Here is a 20843-nt window from a genome sequence, read left to right as displayed (position 1 = left end):
ACTGTTTTTGAAAATCTTTCCGTAAGCCTTTTAAAAATAGGCGGAGCAGATGCTAGGAGCCTAGCCGAAATAAAACGGAGACGTATCTGGTATACGGCGAGTATTTATTTCGGCGTAGCGACAACGCAGATGCCCTCATGTTTTTAAAAGGAACGGTTGAACAGCCTTAATTATTCTGCGGGGATTCTCAAAAAATATCTGATGCGATTGCCCTGATAGGTAAGGTATGAGATGAGTTTTTTTACAAAACCGAGGATGGTATGCTGGCTGCTGCTCAGTGTAATCGCCGGAGTGTTGTTTTTATCGTATATGACAAGTCCTAAACAAACGCGTACTTTGTTGTATTTTCCGCAAAATGATGGCGGTACCGGTATTGAAGAACGGTATTTACCGCCGTTGTCAGAGCCGGAGTTTGCAGTGTCTCTCGTAAATGAGTTGCTGCTCGGTCCTGCCGATCACCGTTTTTTACGTTTTGCCGATCCCGAACTACTACCCCGCAGCTGTTTTGTGCGTGATAAGGCATTATATGTTGATTTTCCTGCTCAAGTCTTAACGCCGAATGTTAAAACGCCCGACTTTTATACCGTTTATACTTTGTTCCGGAAAAACATTGCGGTAAACTGTAAAAATATCACTACCGTTTATTTTTATATCGATGGTATGCCGATCTATGTAAAAAATTCCCATATTTCAACCGATAATAAAAAGAGTTGACAAGAATAGGTATCTTTCGTATACTTATTTTCAACAGGGCATTCTTAACAATGGAAAAGGAGCTTTTGAATGAAAAGAACAAGCATACTTGTAGCAATTGCACTTCTCTTTATCGGTGCATTTGCGGTTGCTGAAGAAGCAATTTTGGTTGACTTTGCGTTATTGAACGCAGATATCCTTGCGGATAAGAACGGTGCTATGACTCAGAACCGCAGAACGGTTATGGATTATGCTACCGTCGCAGGTTCTACCTACACCGATGAGCAGAAGGCTCTGATGAGAACATCTTTGGCTATCGGTCAGTGGGAAGTAGTTTTGAACTCATCTTCCCGCAATCCGACTTCGGTTGCCGTTTCTCATGCTACTGAAGCAAAAGTCAGTGATGAAGCAAAAAACTTTGCAGGTCAAACCTTAATGGGTGTACGCATTGAGTTCCCGCTGTGGGCGCATAATGCAAGTGCAACAATTGAACCGACTTTTGATATACCGATGTATGAACCGCTTGCGCAGGTTGATGATCAAGGCAATCTTCAGGAGCCGACTGATGAAGAAAAAGCTTCAGGAAAAGGACGCTTTGAAGACGGATACGGTGTTGTTCGTAATACCGGCGTTATTAAGTCCATTGCAGTTAATACTTATGGTATGAACTTCCCGCATGGGCTTTATGTACTCATCCGTAATGAAAAGAACGAAGTAAAGCGTTATTTCATGGGATATTTGTTGTTTGACGGTTGGAAAGAGCTTGTGTGGAATAACCCTGCTTATTTGACCGATGTACGCAGCCGTGAAACTCGTATCTATCCTGCTTATCCTACATCACTTCCTTATAGCACCTTTGTAGGTTTCTTGGTTACCCGTGATGCAGCACATGAAGGTGGAGCATTTGTAGGTTACTTCAAAGATGTCAAGCTTATCTATGATAAGGCTGTGTTGAACACTGTACGCGATTTTGCTGATGAAGACATCTGGGGTATTCAGACAAAACTGAGCAATGAGCGTATGCAGCGTGAAGTTGCCCGTTTCGGTCAGACCCAAGTTCTCCGCTTCTTAGAGCAGGAGAAGATGGCAACCGAAGCAGGATTTACTCCTTCTGAAGGTTCTGCTGCAGCTGGAAATACAAATAACTAGCTCATTAAGCTAATGAACTAATAGGCGGTATCTATAATAATAAGTACCGCCTATTTTTTGTTCTAAATTTGGTTATGTCATTTAATACCGTGTGGATACCCGATAAAAATCAATTAAAAAAACACTACAATGAGTACCACCCCCATTTTACCGTCTTATTAAAACGGCTTGAGGATCATTTAAGATCAATCGTTAAAGTATCTGCATTACCTGCCTATAAAACAAGGGTCAAGAGCTTTGACAGTTATTATGAAAAATTATTAAAATTCCCGCCTACTGATCCGGGAATCCGGTTTCCGCTTGTAACCGATTTAATCGGTATTCGAATTGTATGTCCTTTTTTACAGAATCTCAGCGAAGTGGAAAATATTCTCGTAAAGAATTTTACTGTTCGAGAGGTGGAACGGAAGGGAGCTGGCCGTACTTTTTGTGAATTCGGCTATGAGTCTACTCATGTTTTAGCGGATATCCCCGAAAGCTTTAAAGTGGGACTACTACTGCCGGAAAATTTAATTTTTGAAGTCCAGATTAGAACAATTTTACAAGATGCATGGGCAGAAGTTGAACATGAGCTTATTTATAAATTTGAATTTTCCCCCTTTGATTTTCCTCTTAAGCGGAAGTTTGCTTCTATTAATGCAAGTCTCAGCCTCGCAGATATACTCTTTCAAGAAATTCGAGATGCTCAAAACAGCTTGAATACGGAACTGGATAGGCGACGTGAACAGTTTTATCTGCGTGCCGATGAATTTACAAATGGATTGCTCGGTGATCATTCGGAAGCCGAAGAAAAATCCGATATGAACTCCGCGAATACTTCCGCTTTGGAAACAATTGATAGTATGATTTTTCATGCTATCAAAGCACATAACTGCGGAGATTTTCCAACGGCGGAAGCATTATATACGAAAATCTTAAATCAAAAACCGAATACATTGGTAGCATCCATTGTCTATAAGCATCGCGGTATGGCTTTTTTTGCTCAAGGTGCATATGACAGTGCATATAAGGATTTTTGTGCCAGTCTGGATGAAAATCCTCAGAATTTCCGCTCATATTATTATGCAGGTATCGTATTGATGATGATGGATAAAAATTCAGAGGCAATAACGATGTTTACAAAATCTCTTGAAATAAACGGATATCAAGCGCATGTATATTTTAGGCGTTCACTGGCTTATTTTCAAGAAAATCAACTTATCTTGGCCTTGCATGATCTTGATAATGCTGCCTCACTTGGGCTCCCTGTAGAAGAAGAAAAGAAATTACGAGCAGCTATTGCAAAAAAGATTGATATGGTTTAATATCATTATTCTGTATTGTATGCTAATAATTTTATTGGAGGTTTTTAAATGGCAAATAATGCATCTGCTATAAAACGTCATAAACAGAGTGAAGTACGCCGTATCCATAATAAATCGGTGAAGTCGGCAGCACGTACATGTGCTAAAAAATATACACTTGCTGTTGTTGAAAAAAATGCCGAATCTGCTATGACGTTATTAAAAGAACTTGCGCATCAGCTTGATAGCGCTGCTCGGAAGGGAATTATTACAAAAAATGCTGCTGCACGAAAAAAGTCTCGTATGCAAAAGTTGTATAATGTAACTTTTTCACAAAAATAGCGTATTTATCTTTTTACATTTTCATTATCCCTTATCCTTTTTTGGTTTTATCGTTAGAATGACGGAAAGTGTTGCTATATGTGTTTCTATTTGCCGGTACTTAGTGATGGAATGCAATGAGGATAACGGGTAATATAATATAAATGACATCTCCTTACGCTTCTACCTTTTAAAACAGCAGCCGGTTTTTGTTATAGCCGGTTATTTATATTGCTGTCTTACCAAGGTTGCTTTTAAGAAAAATTTTGTATGTCGTCTGGAAGGTTAAAGATGAGTAAACATAAACAGGTAAGTAAACAAACAAAAACAGGCATTGTCGATGCAATTTATAAAAAAACAGATCATATGTTGAAGGATATTCATTCTATCAGTGATTTGTTCTTTTCGGAAATGTTTGACGCTCTGCAGCGAGGTGAAACAATAGAAATTCGTGGTTTCGGTACATTCTCGGTACAATTCCGTAAGGGGCGAAAGGGAATGCGGAATCCCAAAACGGGAGCATTGGTTGACACTACAGATCACTCGGTAGTTGTATTTCGGCCGGGAAAGATATTGAGCGCAGCTGTGCGTCCGCTTGTAGGGAAGCAGGTTTCGAATGCAAAGAAGTAGAAGTCTTGCCTATTGGGGGGTTAATGCAGCCCTGCTTGTAAGTTCTTCTGCGCTTTTTGCTTTTTCGCAGCCCGGTTTTTTGATCTCAACAGGGTTGCCATTCCTCGCCTATATTATTTTTATACCTCTTTTTATTTTAGTTCGTAGAATTTCGCTCCCTTCTTCTTTTTTGTGGGGCGGAATTTACGGCGTTCTTAATTATTGTATTTTTAGTTATTGGCTGTGGGGATTTCACCCTCTTGCAATGTATATTGTTGCACTGGAATACTTTTTTTACTATATGTTAACGGTGCCCCTGCTTAAATTAGCCGATATCTGTTTTCCTCGATACGGTTTTATCGTACAATGGCTGATTTGGATTGGATACGAGTATGTTAAGACACTTGGATTCCTCGGTTTCTCGTATGGTTTGGTAGGCTATTCGCAGTGGCAGTTTATACCGCTCATTCAGATTGCATCGGTTTTTGGTGTGTGGGGCGTTTCCGCATTGGTTTGTTTTCCTTCCGCATGGATTGCTGCCGGTATAAAACCGTATTGTACAGAGTCGTTGCGGAATTGGCTGCGCGGTTTCCGTGTATTTGCCTATCAAGAACGTATTCCTGCTTTGATTTGGTGCCTCTGTGTTATTGCCGCATTGATTTACGGTGTGTCTATTCAACAAGATTATAAAGATTTACCGACTGCCCGTATTGCCCTTATTCAGCCAAACTCGGATCCGTGGGTAGGAGGAGTCGAATCATACAAAAGAGATTTTAAAACGCTGAAAAAGCTGTCGGATCAAGCGATTACCGATAATCCGGATCTTGCACTGGTCGTATGGCCGGAAACTGCTTTTATTCCCCGTATCGATTGGCACTATCGGTATCGCGAGGATCGAAATACCTTTGAACTTGTACATGAGCTTTTAGCCTATCTTGATACGCGTCCGGTGCCGTTTTTAATTGGAAACGATGACGCTGTAAAGACGGTAACCGATGCAGGGGTAGAAGATCGATTTGACTATAATGCTGCTCTGCTGTTTCGCCCTCAAGAGAACGTGTTGCCTCCACAGCCCGATCGATATCAAAAGATGCATTTGGTGCCCTTTACCGAGCATTTCCCATATAAAAAAACTTTTCCCGCTATTTATGAGGCATTGGTTGCAAACGATACCCATTTTTGGGAAAAAGGAACCGATCCAACGGTTTTTTCGGTGAACGGATTGGACTTTTCTGTGCCGATTTGCTTCGAAGATACGTTCGGCTATATTACGAGACGTTTTGCGCGTCATGGAGCAAAGTTATTTGTCAATATGTCGAATGATGCATGGGCGAAGAGTGTTGCCTGCCAATATCAGCATTTAAGTATGAGTGTATTTCGGGCTGTAGAAACTCGTCTGCCGATGGTGAGGGCAACAGCATCAGGGCAAACGGCGGCAATTGACCCGCACGGACATATTACTGCGATGATGCAGCCGTTTATTGAAGGATATCTGTGTGTTGATGTTCCCGCGTTTACAACAAACTCGAATACATGGTATGTGCTTTGGGGAGATATTTTGGGGCTTGCAGCAGCAATAGCCGCTGTTTGCCTCTTGATTATCGGTTCAGTACGGACTATACTCAATTCTAGGAAAACTGCATGAAAAAAATCGATAAAGAAAAAAACTAACCGTTTTAGGGAAAGAGACGGTATTCGACGGTTTTTTGAAATTTACTGAAGATCTGCATATTCAAGGTACTTTTTCGGGCGCTATAGATGCGCAAGGTTTCTTATTGATAGAAAAAGGTGCAGTTTGTAAAACTCAGTATATTAGAGCTGCTTCGATTGTTATTGAAGGTACCGTGTACGGCTCTTTAACAGCTGCCGATAAGATAGAGATGAAGGCCGGTAGTATTGTGCATGGAGATGTCCATGCTGCCCGTATTAAGATTGCAGATAATGTATCCTTTGAGGGTGCCGTGCACATGATACGGGACAATGCGGGAATTGATGCCAATCTCTTTTCAATGCATCCCGAACAACTCAAGCAAAAGCTGCGCGGCTAATGTTTTTGCAGATTCATCATATATTTGACGAACTAAAACGTAGAAATCTTTTTCTTGCAACGGCCGAATCATTAACAGGCGGCTTGATCGCAAAATACATTACGGATATACCGGGAGCTTCCGCTGTTTTCTGGGGCGGATGGGTTACCTATTCGGTAGAGGCAAAACAGCATATATTAAATGTTCCCGCTGAAGTTTTGGAAGGCTTTGGCGTAGTGAGCATTGAAACTGCTGCCGCGATGGCTCGGGGGGCATTAACCATCGCTTCGGATTCTTCAGGCAGACATGGATATGCCCTTGCAGTAACGGGACTTGCAGGGCCGGCCGGAGGAACCCCACAGCTGCCTGTCGGTACGGTATGCATTGCCTGTGCGGGGAATGAACATACTTCTTCCGTATATTCTGAAAAGTATCTGTTTAGCGGTACGCGCGATGCTATCCGTGAACAGACGTATACTGCTGCAATGCAAATGTTGTTACAGCAGCTGAATGGGATACATCACAATCAATCGAGTTATGATAATCCCCTTGACAAGATAAAAAATAAAAAGGTAGAATAAAGGAGTTGCCGGTTAATCCAATGTGTAGAGTAATCGGTGGTAACTTTGGCATTTCTTATTTCACAATGGGTATTTATTACAACGGTATCTATTATTGTAAGTGAGTCTTATTGTGAGATAAACGGAAGCACTCATTCCGCGATGGATGCAGTTATTCCAAACAGAAGTAAAAAATGTCGGTAGTATAGAATGTGCCGTTAGCAATGTACAAGATCGTGTGGTCTTGATAAAAGCTTCTGTCTTGAAACACAGTGTTTCCTAAAACAACTTATCAAAGCTAATCTTTCTTAGAGAATACTCCGTATCTTCTTGATATTTTTTAACTAAAATTTACTATGGAGAAATTTTATGACAATCTTAAAAGTACGCCGTTCGCCTTTTACTGCTGACGGAGCCGCTCCGGATTTTTCAGGACAGCCTGAGTTGAATCTGGAGCAACAAGAGGCCGCGGGTACCGTGTCCCCTGAAACCGAACGGTCTATGCATCAAACAGACAGTGATGCTGAACATCCTATTGTATCCGATGAGCAGCCTGAAAAAAAATTAGTAGTACGGTCGCGTATGCGCAGAAAACCATCCGGTGACGGAACTGCGCCTGAGGCAGAGAAGAAACCACGTCGCCAATCTTCTATGCGAAGAACCTATAATCGAACACAAGATGCTGCTGTAGATGGAAATAGCAGTTCCGAAGACAACGAAAATAAACTGAAACTGGTTATTAACGATTTGACGCGTATGGGGATGCATGCCCTGCGTGATTTAGCGGCGCAGTACGGTATACCGCATGAAGATATGGTTGCGATGAAAAAACAGGAAATTATCTTTTTTATCTTGAAAAACCATACGGAAAACGGCGGAATTATTTTTGCCTCCGGCGCTTTGGAAATTCTGCCGGACGGATACGGCTTTTTGCGTTCGCCGCAGAATAGTTATCTGTCCGGATCAGACGATATTTATATTTCGCCGAGTCAGATACGGTTGTTTAATCTTAAAACAGGAGATACCGTATACGGACAAATTCGTTCACCCAAAGAAGGGGAGCGCTTTTTTGCGCTGCTGCGGGTTGAATCGGTAAACTTTGAGGATGTATCCATTGCTCAAAGCCGTATTCCCTTCGATAACCTTACCCCTCTGTATCCCCGTCAAAAACTCAATCTGGAAACAACAAGCGAACTTTACTCAACCCGTATTATGGATTTGTTCTGTCCGATCGGAAAGGGGCAGCGTTCTTTGATTGTTGCGCCTCCTCGTACCGGTAAGACAATATTGATGCAGCAAATTGCAAATGCCATAACGCAAAATCATCCCGAAGTATATCTGATTGTTTTGTTGATTGATGAGCGGCCTGAAGAAGTTACCGACATGGAGCGGACAGTACGCGGCGAGGTTATCTCGTCAACCTTTGATGAACAGGCGACAAGGCACGTTCAGGTTGCAGAAATGGTATTGGAAAAGGCAAAGCGGTTGGTTGAACATAAAAAGGATGTAGTGATTTTACTTGATTCCATCACACGTCTTGCCCGTGCATATAACCAAACGGTGCCGACTTCCGGTAAGGTGCTGTCCGGCGGTGTTGACTCGAATGCATTGCATAAGCCCAAACGGTTTTTCGGCGCTGCCCGTAACATTGAAGAAGGCGGTAGTCTGACTATTATCGCGACTGCGTTGATAGAAACCGGCAGTCGTATGGATGAGGTTATCTTTGAAGAATTCAAAGGAACGGGTAATATGGAAATCAATTTGGATCGCAGGTTATCCGACCGCCGTATATTCCCTGCAATCAATATCAAGAAGTCGGGAACCCGTAAAGAAGAACTTTTGATTGATGAGGCAGATTTGCAGCGGATTTGGCTGCTGCGGAAGGTTATCAATCCGATGGATGACCTTGAAATTATGGACTTACTCCTTGACAAAATGAAGAAAAGTAAGAATAATGAAGTGTTCTTGAAATTGATGAATTCCGGAACTATGCAATAATATGGTCTCGGCTGATTGAGACTGAAGCGGTATAGTAATGCTCCTTTCGGGGCACTGTGTAAGAGGTATTATAATGAAAAAAGATATTCATCCTAACTACGTAGAAACAACGATTACGTGCGCATGTGGAAATGTTATTCAGACCCGGTCTACTGAAAAAGATATTAAAGTTGAAATTTGCTCTGCGTGCCATCCTTTCTTTACCGGCAAACAGAAGTTGGTAGACACTGCCGGACGTATCGACCGCTTTAAGAAGCGCTATAGCATTAAAGACTAAAAGTCCGTTATTCTATAGGAATAAAACACTAAAACGGATGAGTTTTAGTGTTTTGTTTTTTATGGGAGATATGATGGCACAAGTAATTACGAAGCGGTATACAACAGGAGAGGAAATTGTCAATGCTATAACCCATGGTATTGGGACTTTGCTTTCGATTGCAGGGTTGGTGCTTCTTATTATTCGTGCCGTTCGTTATGCGCCTGACGAATATAGAGCGCGGTGTATTGTTGGGTTTACGATATTCGGTGCATCGTTAATCATTTTATATTTGTTTTCAACGCTCTATCATGCTTTACCGCTGGGTGCAAAAAAAGTATTCGGCATATTCGATCACTGTTCAATTTATATTCTTATCGCTGGAACCTATACGGCCTATTGTCTTACAGCATTGCGGGGAGCAGTCGGTTGGTCTATCTTCGGTGTTATTTGGGGTTTAGCGGTAGTCGGTATTGTGCTCTATGCTATATTCGGAAGCAGGGTGCGCGTATTATCGGTTGTTACCTATATCCCCATGGGGTGGCTGATTATATTTGCCGCAAGGCCGTTGAAAGAACAGCTCCCTTTGTTAAGCTTCCGTTTTTTAATTTTAGGCGGTGTGCTCTATACCATCGGTTGCGTTTTTTATGCAATGAAAAAAATAAAATGGATGCACGGTGTGTGGCACCTCTTTGTACTCTCCGGAAGTATCATGCACTTCTTTTCTATCTATTACAGCATATAGCGTCTGATGTGGTGTAAGAGTAACCTCTTAAAATACTTCTAGTGTGGTTGCTTTGAGATTGAGAGAATTTGTTATTATGAAAATACTATTTCGTACATTATGTTGTCTTGCTGCCGTTTGCATTACAGCGGCCTGTTCTTCTTCTGCCCATATCGTTATACGGGATAATGCGGATTGCCGCTTCACTGCGGAATTTATACCGAGCAGCTTGTTAGAAAAGAATATTACGCATTTGCTGAAACAAAAAGTCGAGCAAACCGGCGAACAATCGGTTTTCAATACTCAAGAGTTGAAAGAAGCGCTCACAAAATCGGGGATAGCGGTTAAAGAAGTTACCGCAAGAGGGGTAATGGGATTACGTCTCGTGTGCATGGTGCCGCGAAATCATGATTTGCTCAAAGATGTTATTAATTATAATATGAAAGAGCGGAAAGTTGCGGTAACACTTTCACCGAAAAATATCGCATTGTTTTTAGAGATGCTGCCGCAGGAAAGCCGTGATTTTATTGATATGCTGATGGCTCCGCTGTTTACCGGCGATGCAATACCGCTTGCGGAATACGAAGAGCTGATTGGTGCTGCTTATGGAAAAAAGATTGCAGCCGAACTCCGTAACGCTGAATTCGTCTTAACCGTCGATGTTCCGTATAAGGTGCAGACGGCACACATTACTCCCGTCGGAACGGTTACCGTACAGACGATGACGGGAAATACTTCCCGCGCTTCGATACGTATTCCGCTTCCGGATTTGCTGTGTACGGTCGGTACAATAGAGGTGCAGCTGCAGTAAACGCTTTGTGCAACCGTGTCCAGTCGAGATTTTGTCCGATTATCACGGCTTTTGATTCAGGCATCGGGTCGCAAACAGTAACGGTGTACTGTCTATCGACAATATCGAATTTTGTCCATTGTCCGCCGATAGACACAAATCCTTTTGCGCGGTAGACAGCGCCGAAGTACCCGCGTAGCAATGCAGTCAGCAGCTCCAGAAGCTCGTTAACGGTATCAACGGTAATGCCGGCAATACTGATATTTTCCAAATCAAGCGCGTGGTCTTTTTCAGGGAGTACTATTGTACGCTGTTTATTCAGCGGAGTTTGCAGCAGCCGACGCCACCATTCCTCAGGTTGATTTTGATACGGGGTATTGAGGATTTCCGCATCAGGATTCACCGTGTGGAGTATCGCGGTAATACGGTTTAACTCTTCGGCAGAAGTATTTTCTATTTTAGAAAGAAGGATACGCGGCGTATTTTTCAGCTGATCGGTATATATGCCGCCGAACTCTTTTAGATAATGTTCTACGCAGTGTACGTCCGCGACGGTAACCGGTTCAAGGAGCTGTATGCGGTCATATTCGATTTTACCGATATTGTTCATCACCGCGCTGAGTAAACCTACACCGGTTGGCTCCACGATGAGATATTCGGGAGCCAACGTATTTGCAATTGTCAATATGGAGGAAGCAAAATCGGATTTGAGCGAACAGCAGATGCATCCTTCAGTCAACTCCCACACCTTTAATCGGTCTCGCTTCAAAAGGGTTCCGTCGATACCTGCTTCGCCGTATTCGTTTTCCATAACGGCAAAGTCTATGCCTGTTTTTTGGGAAAGCATTTGAATAAAGGTTGTTTTACCGGCTCCTAAAAAGCCTGAAATCACAAAAATCTTCATAACAGAAAAATATTCACAGCATCAACAAACCCGACGCAAGCGTTGCCGAGGACGGCGGGTATTAAACCCTCCGCACGAATAAAACAAATACCGTCGGTCAATTCATATTCGAATCAGCCGACGGTATTTTTTAGCTCAGTATCCGCGCAGAGGCTAGTGCCGGCTTTAGATGATAACAACCGGTTTGATTAAGTCGGCCGGCTTATCCTTCATTAAATAGAGCGCTTTTTCGACATTCTCAAAGCCCTTGAAGGTATGGGTGATGAGCTTTGACAGGTCAAGCTTACCGACTGCAACGAGGCTGCTCAGTTTTTCCATGCGGAGGCGTCCACCGGGCATTAACCCGCCGTTGATCTGCTTGTGTCCCATTCCGACACCCCATTCTACGCGCGGAATCTTGATGGAAACGCCTGATCCGAGATAGTTGACGTTTCCGATTTTGCCGCCGGCCTTTAACGCTTTAACGGCTTCGTCAAAAGTATCAACGGTGCCGCCTGCGATAATAACCTTGTCTACGCCTTTACCGTGGGTAAGGTCGAGCACTTGCTTATCGATTGGGCCGTTCTTGTAGCTGATAATATCGGTTGCGCCGTAGAACTTTGCCGCTGCAATACAGGCGGGGCGGGTACCTACCGCATAAATCTTTGAAGCGCCGCGCAATTCGGCTCCCGCAACGGACATTAAACCGACCGGGCCGATACCGATTACCAGTACCGAATCTCCGTACTGAACATCGGCAAGCTCGGCGCCATGAAATCCGGTAGGAACCATGTCGGACAGCATCGGTGCATGTTCGATTTTTACTCCGTCCGGAATATGCGCGAGGTTTCCGTCAGCATCGTTGACATGGAAGTATTCGCCGAATACACCGTCTTTAAAGTTCGAAAACTTCCAACCGGCAAGCATACCGCCTGAGTGCATCGAATACCCTGCCTGCGCTTCCAGCGAATTCCAATCGGGAGTAATCGCAGGAACCAAGACCTTGTCGCCCGGTTTAAAATCTTTTACTAGAGAACCGACTTCGACAACTTCGCCGCAGCCTTCGTGTCCTAAAATCATATTATGCCGTTCGCCGATTGCTCCCTCCCATACGGTATGTACGTCGGATGTACACGGAGCAAGAGCTAACGGCTTACAAATTGCATCAAGCGGGCCGCATACGGGGCGTTCTTTTTCGATCCAACCCGTTTCGCCCAATTTAAGCATCGCAAAACCTTTCATAACTGTCCTCCTATAGGATGATGATATGTTATTATGTATAAAAATATAAAACTACGCAAGCAATAAGTTGCATCCGAGTAACCAGAGTCAATATTTCCAATGCAGAGTGCCGGAGTATTAAACTTTCTGCACGAATAATGGATACTTTTCTTTTCTCTTTTATAATTTTGTAAGCCGTGCTATAATTTGACAAGGAGGGTATTACCATGCGAATATTAATGATAACCAGTGAAGCGGTTCCTTTTGTGAAAACAGGCGGCTTAGCCGATGTCGTATCTGCCTTATCCTATGCATTAAAAGAACTCGGGCATGATGTCAGGATTGTTATGCCGCGTTATTATAGAATTGATAAAAAGAATTTAACGCCTATTCCCGGCGCGATGGGGGTATCTATCGGCGATAGGGAATACTGGACGGAAGTGTTTGAATCGACACTCCCTAATTCGGATATACCGGTGTATTTTATCGATCATGAAGAAAGTTTCGGCCGCGACGGGTTGTACGGTTCCGCTTTTGAACCGGATTTTAATGACAATCCCAAACGGTTTTCGATATTAAGCCATGCAGCCTTCCAGATCTGTAGAAAGCAGCATTGGATTCCCGATCTGATGCACGCGCATGATTGGCAGACGGCGCTTGTGCCCGTGCTGTTAAAATTCAACACACAGTATCTTGATTTTCAAGAAACAGCGAGTGTTTTTACGGTACACAATATCGGCTACCAGGGAATTTACAATAAAACGAATTATGTGGATACGGGACTTGATTGGATATACTTTTATTCGGCCGGTTTTGAGGATTGGGACAGAATGAATTTCTTAAAAGCCGGATTGCTTTCTGCCGATCGGCTGACAACAGTATCTCCTACTTATGCCCAGGAAATACAACGTGCGGAGTACGGTTTCCGGATGGACGGCATTCTCCGTTTCCGCAAAGAGGCTTTAACCGGTATTTTGAACGGTGTCGATACTTCCGTGTGGAGTCCTAAAACGGATAAGCACATTCCTTTTAATTACACCGCCCGCTCTCTTGCGAAAAAAGCGAAGAATAAAGAAGCCTTGCAAAAATATATGGGACTCCCACAGGATGAAAAAGTTCCGGTGTTCGGTATGATAACACGGTTGACCGATCAAAAAGGGATTGCAGAGTTATTCGGGCCGTCTTACGGTGCGGCATTCAAGATATGTACCGATATCAATTTACAGTTGATTGTACTTGGTGCCGGTGACCGGTGGTGCGAAGATGAACTACTGGCGCTTTCAAAACGCCTGCCGAACTTACGCGTCTATATCGGCTATGACGAGAAGTTGAGCCATTTGATTGAGGCCGGAAGCGACTTCTTTTTGATGCCGTCGCGATATGAACCGTGCGGGCTTAATCAGATGTATTCGCTGCTATATGGAACATTGCCTATCGTACGCAATACCGGCGGGCTTGCAGACACGGTAGAAAACTATGATGAGCAAACGGGAGACGGAACCGGTTTTGTGCTGGATCTGCTTACCCCCGACAGTATTTATAATACCGTTAATTGGGCGGTAAATGCGTGGTTTAAGAACCCCGAACATATCGTTAAAATGCGGAAGCGGGGTATGGCCAAAGATTTTACCTGGGATACGTCCGCAAAACAGTATCTTGCCGTGTATCAAGGGGCTATCGATAGGAAAAAACCGCAATAAGCATTAAGATTGGGCAATCGCACCAGATACTTTAATTGAAGATGGTTCAAATGGTTTCACATCCTCTTTATTTTGCGATTTCTATTTATTTATCTGATGTGATTGCCTTGAATATTGATACAGACAGGCTTTAAATCATGAAAAAGACGAATGCAATGCGTATTTTGGAGGCAGCAGGTGTTCCTTATAGCAGTGTCGAATATGCGTGGGATGAGGCGCATTTAGATGCGGTATCCGCTGCGCAGAAGTTGAATATTGAACTCGATATGCTTTTTAAAACGATTGTCATGATAAGCGAGGATAATGACGTTTTCGTTTTTTGCGTACCCGCACCTTCTGAAGTCAGTTTGAAAAAGGTACGGAATATAACCGGTAAAAAGATAACACCGCTTAAACTCGATGCGCTGCAAAAAACAACGGGCTACATCCGCGGCGGCTGTTCCCCGCTCGGCATGAAAAAGCATTTTCCTACTTTTATCGATGAAACCGCACAGCTGTATGACCGTATTTATGTAAGTGCCGGGAAACGGGGGCACATGCTATGCATTGCCCCTGCAGATTTGCAAGAAATCTGCGCTGCTGCTTTTTGTGATATCACCGAAGGGTAGCGTGTAAACATCAATGGTACGAAAAGTCGCTGTCGCCGATAAACTCCCGTAAAATGGACTGCCCGTGTACAAATGACGGAGAGACCGAAAGGAAGTTGTTCAGGAAGATGAGCAGCCGAGATGCTTCGCTGTATGCCGGATCGGTGGGCTTTACTGCGCGGAGCAGCGGTTCCGCATAAATTTTCAGTACCGAAAGTTCATAATCGAGTGCCGTATTAAAGATAACGTCGGCGGTATTTTGGTACGGGAAAATATGTTTAGCCTCTCCCGCCCGCACATCAGACCACATACCGATGGTAATCGAAGCGGAACTTCCTCTAAACTGCGCATCGCGCACGATACGCCGCAAGAGCCGGTTATCGGAAGTCGGTATCCGGTTGTGATCATCTAAGGTCAGCTGTGTTAATGCCGAAAGATATATCTTAAATTTAAGCGAAGCGTCTATCTGTGGGGTTAAGTTGTCGTTTAATCCGTGTATTCCTTCCAAGATAAGAATAGAGCGGCTGTTAAGGCGGAGTTTTTTTCCGGTGTAAAATCGCTCACCTGTTTTGAAATTATACGAAGGCAGTTCAACTTCTTCACCGGCAAACAGCTTCAGCAGCAGCTCATTTAAAAGCGGGACATCCAATGCTTCGAGGCACTCAAAATCAAATTTTCCGTCCTTATCGCGCGGTGTTTTATCCCTGCCGACATAATAATCGTCGAGGCTGATAACATAAGGTTCATATCCTACGACTCGCAGTTGCATTGAAAGTTTTTTTGCCGAGGTCGTTTTTCCTGAACTTGACGGTCCCGCAATCAGAATTACTTTGACGTTTCCCTTATTTTTGATTTGTTCGGCAATATGTGCCAATTTATTATTCTGTAACGTTTCCGTGATTTCAATGAAGTCTTTGGTTTTACGGCTTTCGATAATTTCATTTAATTGACCGACGGAAGAAACGCCAATCATCTTACCCCACGTTTTATATTCTTTATATACGGTGAAAAGCTGCGGGATATCTTTAAATTGAGGAAGTGTGTCAGTGTCGGCGGTTGCAGGAAAGCGCAGTAAAAAGCCGTCTTCATACTTCATTAATCCGAATACTTTTAAATAGCCGACACGATCCATCAGCGGCTGGAAGTATAAGTCGTAATAATCGTCGAGTATGTTGATTGTGATTTTCGGTCTACTGTTGTAGGAAAGTAGCCGGTACGCATCGGGCTGATTGGTGTTTGCGAAGAGCTCCAAGGCTTCGGCATAAGCGACGGATTGCGTTTGTATCGGTAAATCCGCATCGACCATTTCGTGCATTTTATCTTCGATTAGTTTGAGATCGATATCGGAGGCATGGGCGCCTTCAAAGGTGTAATAGTACGAGTAGCCGAAGCTGTGTCCGACCAAGAGCCGTAAATCGGGATATACCTTTCGTGCCGCGGCGGCTAACAGAAAACACAGTGTGCGTCGATAAATATTCGAGCCGTCATAAGTCCCTTTTAAGACAGGCTTTATAGTAGCGCGCACATCGATCATCTTGTTTAACGGAACCAATTCGTTATTTACTTTCATACCGAATGCAACCGTCTCCGGCTCTCTACAATACGCCAATGCGGCACGTGCAGAAATCGGTTCGACAAACTGTTTTTTTGAACCGTCCGGAAATGTAATCTCAAACCCTTTCATAAAAGCCTCCATATCTATCAGAAGAACCGCATCAGTTTCCTTTTAAAAATATGAGGGCATCTTCTGCGTTGCTGCGAACAAATTAATCCTCAACGTATCAAAGATACGCCTGCGGTTAATTTGCTCTTGCGCCTTGCATCTGCACCTCCTATTTTTAAAAGGCTGACGGAAAATCTCTTTTCAAAAATCACAGATTATGCTTTATTCATCTGATGCGTTTATCCTGCGACCTTCCGCTTGACAGGATACTTTATTTTCAGTAAAGTTACAACTCTTACGAAGTAACTGGGTGTATGCGATATGTCAGTTACCGGTAATTTGTATAACGGGATGTAGCCTAGGGGCTAAGGCGTCTGGTTTGGGACCAGAAGATCGGGGGTTCAAATCCCTCCATCCCGATAGTTTATTTCAGCGATGATTACGTTATGCTTTTGCAAGATGAGCAAAGGAAGACCCCCTGTATAGGAGCGAGGGAAGCTGCGGCGAGGGCAGTTGGTTCAATTCCAACCGCCTTTGCTCATCGTATCTTTTCATTTTAATGCTCCATCAGTTACTTGATAATACAAGGGTACCTCTAAAAACCCGAATTGTAGGCTTCTTTTCTTAGACAAATCACGATTTTATACAGTTTTCTCGTATTCTTAGTTGTTTATTCGATGGCGGGTATTAAAGCCGACTGCAACCACCTCGTCAAAAATATACATCCTTGTACATTTTTGACTGCGAGTTTTTTACAAAGCAAAAAACTCGTTTCTGTTTGGAACCACCGGCATCCGTGCCAGATCGCACACACAGTGCGAAACATTGAGCACTGTGCCCCGACGCTTGCGTCGGGGTTGTTGATTTCTTGGTAAATACAAGGTTTTTTTCATAAAAAAGCTTTTTAACGTAAGTTAGTCCTTACATATACTGGAAATAGGGAACGGTGCAATTGTGTGGTCCTGTTTTCAATTATCCACTTCTGATAAACTTGACTGAATGCGTATTTATGCGTATTATCATTTTATGAACTTTAAAGAAATGGAGAAGATGATAAAACAAGACGGATGGATAAAACGTGATATAGTTGGGTCACATCATCACTATGAGCATCCGATTAAAAAAGGGAAGGTTACTATTCCATTTCATGGTAACAAGGAGCTTTCGAAGTTTGTAGTAAATAGTATTCTTAAACAAGCAGGATTAAAGGAGGAGTAAGACTATGTATATTTATCCGGCAATGTTTTATAAAGATGAAAACGGTTATTCGGTTGTATTTTATGATATAGAACTTGCAACGATGGGAGACACATTGGAAGAAGCGTTGATAATGGCAGAGGAAGCATTGACAGGACGTATCTCTTTGCTTTTAAAGGATGGAGAGACACTGCCCAATCCGACAGCTATAGAGGATATAGAAAAACCGAAAGATGCGGAATTTATTACACTGGTAAAAACCGACCGTAAATACCTGGCACAGGAAAAAAGTGTTCGTAAAAACTTAACAATTCCTGCATGGCTTGCTGAAGCTGCCGAAAATGCAGGATTAAATTTTTCGCAAGAGTTGCAATGTGCTCTAAAAACGCGCTTGCATATTGGCATATAAATTTTTTCATAAAAGTTAATAACTTTTATGAAAGAATTTTGTAGGCTGTAGGATTATAGAGGTGATATAAAAGAAAGCATTAACTTACAGCTATGGCACATATATACGGATTATCATATCTTTAAAAAGCCGGTTAAACTCAGAGTGCGTCCGCTTCGAGGTCAATCCCGCGCAGGGCGGTAATCCGTACTCGAACCAGACTGCCGGCAGTTATCGGCTGCCCTTCGCTGTCTTTTTGCGCTTTGGAAAAATTGACAACTACAGCCCCGTCTACTTCCGGCGCTTGAAACCATGCCCGACCGAGCGCAATGCAGCATTGTGTGTTTTCTTCTTCATGGTTTTGCTCTTGCGGGATAATCTCTTCGATAAGAACGTCCGTTTCCAGTCCGCAAAAAGCGGCAAGTTTTTGTTCGGTAATCTTTAATTGCAGTTCGTTAAGGGCTGTCTTGCGCTGTTCGGCAATTTTTGCCGGCACCTGTTTTTTCATATCGGCAGCCTTGGTTCCTTCCTCCTGCGAATAGGCAAATGCTCCCGACCAGAGAGTCTGGGCTGCCTGTAAAAAGGCTGCCGTCCGCTCGAAATCAGCTTGAGTTTCTCCCGGAAAGCCTGTTAGAAAGGTGGTACGGATAACCGCCTCCCCGTAGGGACTTTCCGCCGTGCGGAAAGCTGCGCGGATGGTTTCTATTAACTTCAGGTAGGTTTCGGCAGAACCGCAACGGTTCATCGCACGGATGATCGGATCTGAGCCGGACTGAAAGGGAATATCAAAGTAGGGGAGAAAGCGGGTGTCGGCAGTCATAATCGGCAAGATATCCGGCGGAAAATGATCGGGGTGGATGTAGAGCAGCCGGACGCTGAATGTTCCTTCAATACCGGAAATCGCGCGTAAAAGCTGTGCTAATCCCGAATGCCCCTGTTTCGTTTGAACCGGCAATGCGGGTAGGCTGTTGTTAAGCCGGCTACTGAGCTTATCTAGAGGCGGTGCGGCGTCATACACTGCCAGGTCTTGCCCGATAAGATTAAATTCTTTATATCCTTGCTGCACAAACCCCCGTATCTCATCGACAATACTGTCAAGCGGCCGGCTTCTCACTGAGCCGCGTATCAACGGTATCGCACAAAATGAGCAGCAATTATCGCAGCCTTCGGTAATTTTGATAAAGGCGGAACGTGGAAAGTTTAATAATTCAGAGCGCTGTCCGCAGCATACGCCTTCCTGCACCGGTTTAAGAAATGGCCGGCTGTGTTCGGTAGAATGAATCGATTGATCATGTTCGTTCGGCGATTGTTGCTGCTGAGCAACCGGAAAGAGTTGGTCGAGAAGTATGGGGAGCTGCGATAAGTCCCCGTTACCGAAAAAGGCATCGGCTTCTTCAAAGTCGGTTTTAAAGATGTCGCCATACCGTTCCGCCAAGCAGCCTGCCAGCAAAATTTTTGCCTGAGGATAGGCTGTCCGGGCGGTGATAACGGCTTCAATCGATTCTCGTTTCGCCGGTTCGATAAAGCCGCACGAATTGACAATGATGAGATCGGCGTTTTCGAGTTCGATAGTTTTTTGCCAGCCCTTATCGGTTAAGATACCGATAAGCAGCTCACCGTCTACTTGATTTTTAGCACATCCATGCTGATCAAGAAAGAAACGCTTAGTCAACTTCCATTACCACAAATTTATAACGTCCCGATTCATCATCTTTGACCCATTTTAAATCCTTAACGATGACTTCGCCCGGACGGCTGACTTCTATATCGATAGTTTTTCCGCCTGCAATAATTTGCATTTTAACGGCATTTCCATTTGATGCCCAAATACGGATACCGTTATTTGCCTGAACCGTCAGCTGTTCCGATTTTTGATAGTACCGTTCGTCACGGTTGGCTTTGTCCTGCTCATAGCGGAAAAGACAATAGCTTCGGAATGTTGCATTCAATGTTACCGGATATGCAGAACCAGCATCGAACAGTACTTTGTATTTTGCAGATTCGGGCTGAACTGCCTGATCGGGAATTTTTATTGCGGGTGTTTCTGTAGAAACCGGTTCCGAAAAACCTGTGGTGAGTATTTCCACCAATGCGCCTTTCGATTCATCGGATGTATCGATATCTTCAACGGAAATTTTCACATCGGCAGTAACATCGCCGTTCAGATCCAATACAAGGCTCTGACCTAATGCAATGATTTGTGTTCCGATATCCGTTGCAAGATACAGTTCAGGTGCTGTTTTTTCAACTTGTATTCGGTAATCTTTTCCATTGATGGGGAGTGTAATCGTATCGCCCTTAAAGAGCCGTTTTTCAAAGACTTCTTGGGAAAGCGTGTAGGCGGCATTCTCTTTTTTTTCTATAATTTCCGTTTGCTTAGCCGGTTGTACGGGTCTGTCTTTCATCGCTGTACCGATTTTTGTAATCAATATTTTACCGACGAAAAAGATTGCTATTAAAAGCAGGAATGCTCCTATTCCGATAAATACGCTGCGGGGAACGGTAAATGACTTTTGCGGGATAAGTGTTTCAGGTGGAACCGCTGTTTCTTGTATTCTTGCCTGTTTATACAATGTAACACATTCATTAGGATTTAAGCCTAAGTATTCTGCATAATTCCGTAGAAATCCGACAACATACGGCTCTCCGGGAAAGACTTCATACATACCGGTTTCAAGCGCCTCTAAATAGCGGCGGGCAATATTTGTTTCCCGCGAAGCCTGTTCAAGCCCTATTTGTTTTTCATTCCGTGCTGTTTCTAATACATTGCCTATATCCTGCATCTATTCCTTCC

General features: G+C 43.5%; 20 protein-coding genes, 1 tRNA gene and 1 pseudogene. 17 read left to right on the top strand and 5 right to left on the bottom strand.

Features of this window, described 5'->3' with window-relative positions:
* The first annotated feature begins 231 nt into the window (after positions 1–231).
* The 12 genes and pseudogenes from QI63_RS00545 to QI63_RS12510 all read left to right on the top strand — a co-directional run bounded on the left by QI63_RS00545 (position 232) and on the right by QI63_RS12510 (position 10431).
* Positions 232–714, top strand: coding sequence for a GerMN domain-containing protein (locus QI63_RS00545; RefSeq protein ID WP_044012918.1), 483 nt, complete (start codon positions 232–234; stop codon positions 712–714).
* Between the two features lie 69 nt (positions 715–783).
* Positions 784–1842 carry a flagellar filament outer layer protein FlaA gene (locus QI63_RS00540; RefSeq protein ID WP_044012915.1) on the top strand — a complete coding sequence of 353 codons (1059 nt, stop codon included), beginning with the start codon at positions 784–786 and terminating at the stop codon, positions 1840–1842.
* Positions 1843–1916: 74 nt separating this feature from the next.
* Positions 1917–3146, top strand: a complete 1230-nt coding sequence (locus tag QI63_RS00535) for a (p)ppGpp synthetase (protein WP_044012913.1) — start codon at positions 1917–1919, stop codon at positions 3144–3146.
* Between the two features lie 48 nt (positions 3147–3194).
* Positions 3195–3467, top strand: a complete 273-nt coding sequence (gene rpsT, locus QI63_RS00530; protein WP_044012910.1) for a 30S ribosomal protein S20 — start codon at positions 3195–3197, stop codon at positions 3465–3467.
* Positions 3468–3737: 270 nt separating this feature from the next.
* Positions 3738–4076, top strand: coding sequence for an HU family DNA-binding protein (locus QI63_RS00525; RefSeq protein ID WP_044012908.1), 339 nt, complete (start codon positions 3738–3740; stop codon positions 4074–4076).
* A complete protein-coding gene (lnt, locus tag QI63_RS00520) occupies positions 4063–5700 on the top strand; it encodes an apolipoprotein N-acyltransferase (RefSeq protein ID WP_044012907.1) in 1638 nt (545 codons plus the stop codon). Before QI63_RS00525 ends, lnt begins: the two co-directional genes overlap by 14 nt.
* A gap of 61 nt (positions 5701–5761) precedes the next feature.
* Positions 5762–6103, top strand: a complete 342-nt coding sequence (locus QI63_RS00515) for a bactofilin family protein (protein ID WP_081984366.1) — start codon at positions 5762–5764, stop codon at positions 6101–6103.
* Entirely contained in the window at positions 6103–6663 is a 561-nt protein-coding gene (locus QI63_RS00510; RefSeq protein ID WP_235619730.1) for a CinA family protein, read from the top strand. The genes QI63_RS00515 and QI63_RS00510 overlap by 1 nt, the downstream gene beginning before the upstream one ends.
* Before the next feature lie 711 nt (positions 6664–7374).
* Positions 7375–8640, top strand: a pseudogene (gene rho / locus QI63_RS00505) (transcription termination factor Rho); the annotation flags it as partial.
* A gap of 73 nt (positions 8641–8713) precedes the next feature.
* Positions 8714–8917: a 50S ribosomal protein L31 gene (gene rpmE, locus QI63_RS00500; RefSeq protein ID WP_044012901.1), complete on the top strand. Its 204-nt coding sequence runs from the start codon at positions 8714–8716 to the stop codon at positions 8915–8917.
* A 73-nt stretch (positions 8918–8990) separates the two neighbouring features.
* A complete protein-coding gene (locus tag QI63_RS00495; RefSeq protein WP_044016844.1) occupies positions 8991–9641 on the top strand; it encodes a PAQR family membrane homeostasis protein TrhA in 651 nt (216 codons plus the stop codon).
* A gap of 76 nt (positions 9642–9717) precedes the next feature.
* Complete coding sequence (locus tag QI63_RS12510; RefSeq protein WP_235619729.1) at positions 9718–10431, top strand: hypothetical protein; 714 nt, start codon at positions 9718–9720, stop codon at positions 10429–10431.
* Here the strand turns inward: QI63_RS12510 and QI63_RS00490 are convergent.
* On the bottom strand, positions 10328–11314 hold the full coding sequence (locus tag QI63_RS00490) for a CobW family GTP-binding protein (RefSeq protein ID WP_044012898.1): 987 nt from the start codon (positions 11312–11314) through the stop codon (positions 10328–10330). The genes QI63_RS12510 and QI63_RS00490 overlap by 104 nt on opposite strands.
* 165 nt (positions 11315–11479) lie before the next feature.
* Positions 11480–12535, bottom strand: a complete 1056-nt coding sequence (locus QI63_RS00485) for an NAD(P)-dependent alcohol dehydrogenase (RefSeq protein WP_044012896.1) — start codon at positions 12533–12535, stop codon at positions 11480–11482.
* A 206-nt stretch (positions 12536–12741) separates the two neighbouring features.
* Between QI63_RS00485 and glgA the strand changes: the two genes are divergently transcribed.
* A complete protein-coding gene (gene glgA, locus QI63_RS00480) occupies positions 12742–14214 on the top strand; it encodes a glycogen synthase GlgA (protein WP_044012893.1) in 1473 nt (490 codons plus the stop codon).
* 137 nt (positions 14215–14351) lie between these two features.
* A complete protein-coding gene (gene ybaK / locus QI63_RS00475; RefSeq protein ID WP_044012890.1) occupies positions 14352–14822 on the top strand; it encodes a Cys-tRNA(Pro) deacylase in 471 nt (156 codons plus the stop codon).
* Positions 14823–14832: 10 nt separating this feature from the next.
* Here the strand turns inward: ybaK and QI63_RS00470 are convergent, their stop codons facing one another.
* The gene (locus tag QI63_RS00470; protein ID WP_044012887.1) at positions 14833–16485 is read right to left on the bottom strand and encodes a nucleoside kinase; all 1653 of its coding nucleotides are present in this window, start codon (positions 16483–16485) and stop codon (positions 14833–14835) included.
* 326 nt (positions 16486–16811) lie between these two features.
* Between QI63_RS00470 and QI63_RS00465 the strand changes: the two genes are divergently transcribed.
* From QI63_RS00465 to QI63_RS00455, 3 genes are all read left to right on the top strand, one after another.
* A tRNA-Pro gene (locus tag QI63_RS00465) sits at positions 16812–16884 on the top strand.
* Between the two features lie 606 nt (positions 16885–17490).
* On the top strand, positions 17491–17682 hold the full coding sequence (locus tag QI63_RS00460) for a type II toxin-antitoxin system HicA family toxin (protein WP_044012884.1): 192 nt from the start codon (positions 17491–17493) through the stop codon (positions 17680–17682).
* Positions 17683–17686: 4 nt separating this feature from the next.
* The gene (locus QI63_RS00455) at positions 17687–18070 is read left to right on the top strand and encodes a type II toxin-antitoxin system HicB family antitoxin (RefSeq protein ID WP_044012882.1); all 384 of its coding nucleotides are present in this window, start codon (positions 17687–17689) and stop codon (positions 18068–18070) included.
* A 139-nt stretch (positions 18071–18209) separates the two neighbouring features.
* On the opposite strand, the gene QI63_RS00450 is transcribed toward QI63_RS00455, so the two are convergent.
* Complete coding sequence (locus QI63_RS00450; RefSeq protein WP_044012879.1) at positions 18210–19721, bottom strand: MiaB/RimO family radical SAM methylthiotransferase; 1512 nt, start codon at positions 19719–19721, stop codon at positions 18210–18212.
* Positions 19714–20832: a helix-turn-helix domain-containing protein gene (locus QI63_RS00445; RefSeq protein ID WP_044012875.1), complete on the bottom strand. Its 1119-nt coding sequence runs from the start codon at positions 20830–20832 to the stop codon at positions 19714–19716. Before QI63_RS00445 ends, QI63_RS00450 begins: the two co-directional genes overlap by 8 nt.
* Positions 20833–20843: the final 11 nt, after the last annotated feature.

Source organism: Treponema sp. OMZ 838 (assembly GCF_000775995.1).
Classification (GTDB): domain Bacteria; phylum Spirochaetota; class Spirochaetia; order Treponematales; family Treponemataceae; genus Treponema.
Note: the sequence above shows the minus strand (reverse complement) of the source record. Positions and strands in the feature narration are given on the sequence as shown.

Coding starts and splice junctions, on each gene's coding strand:
- QI63_RS00545 (WP_044012918.1), top strand. CDS start 232: ATGAGTTTTTTTACAAAACCGAGGATGGTATGCTGGCTGCTGCTCAGT.
- QI63_RS00540 (WP_044012915.1), top strand. CDS start 784: ATGAAAAGAACAAGCATACTTGTAGCAATTGCACTTCTCTTTATCGGT.
- QI63_RS00535 (WP_044012913.1), top strand. CDS start 1,917: ATGTCATTTAATACCGTGTGGATACCCGATAAAAATCAATTAAAAAAA.
- rpsT (WP_044012910.1), top strand. CDS start 3,195: ATGGCAAATAATGCATCTGCTATAAAACGTCATAAACAGAGTGAAGTA.
- QI63_RS00525 (WP_044012908.1), top strand. CDS start 3,738: ATGAGTAAACATAAACAGGTAAGTAAACAAACAAAAACAGGCATTGTC.
- lnt (WP_044012907.1), top strand. CDS start 4,063: ATGCAAAGAAGTAGAAGTCTTGCCTATTGGGGGGTTAATGCAGCCCTG.
- QI63_RS00510 (WP_235619730.1), top strand. CDS start 6,103: ATGTTTTTGCAGATTCATCATATATTTGACGAACTAAAACGTAGAAAT.
- rpmE (WP_044012901.1), top strand. CDS start 8,714: ATGAAAAAAGATATTCATCCTAACTACGTAGAAACAACGATTACGTGC.
- QI63_RS00495 (WP_044016844.1), top strand. CDS start 8,991: ATGGCACAAGTAATTACGAAGCGGTATACAACAGGAGAGGAAATTGTC.
- QI63_RS12510 (WP_235619729.1), top strand. CDS start 9,718: ATGAAAATACTATTTCGTACATTATGTTGTCTTGCTGCCGTTTGCATT.
- QI63_RS00490 (WP_044012898.1), bottom strand. CDS start 11,314: ATGAAGATTTTTGTGATTTCAGGCTTTTTAGGAGCCGGTAAAACAACC.
- QI63_RS00485 (WP_044012896.1), bottom strand. CDS start 12,535: ATGAAAGGTTTTGCGATGCTTAAATTGGGCGAAACGGGTTGGATCGAA.
- glgA (WP_044012893.1), top strand. CDS start 12,742: ATGCGAATATTAATGATAACCAGTGAAGCGGTTCCTTTTGTGAAAACA.
- ybaK (WP_044012890.1), top strand. CDS start 14,352: ATGAAAAAGACGAATGCAATGCGTATTTTGGAGGCAGCAGGTGTTCCT.
- QI63_RS00470 (WP_044012887.1), bottom strand. CDS start 16,485: ATGAAAGGGTTTGAGATTACATTTCCGGACGGTTCAAAAAAACAGTTT.
- QI63_RS00460 (WP_044012884.1), top strand. CDS start 17,491: ATGAACTTTAAAGAAATGGAGAAGATGATAAAACAAGACGGATGGATA.
- QI63_RS00455 (WP_044012882.1), top strand. CDS start 17,687: ATGTATATTTATCCGGCAATGTTTTATAAAGATGAAAACGGTTATTCG.
- QI63_RS00445 (WP_044012875.1), bottom strand. CDS start 20,832: ATGCAGGATATAGGCAATGTATTAGAAACAGCACGGAATGAAAAACAA.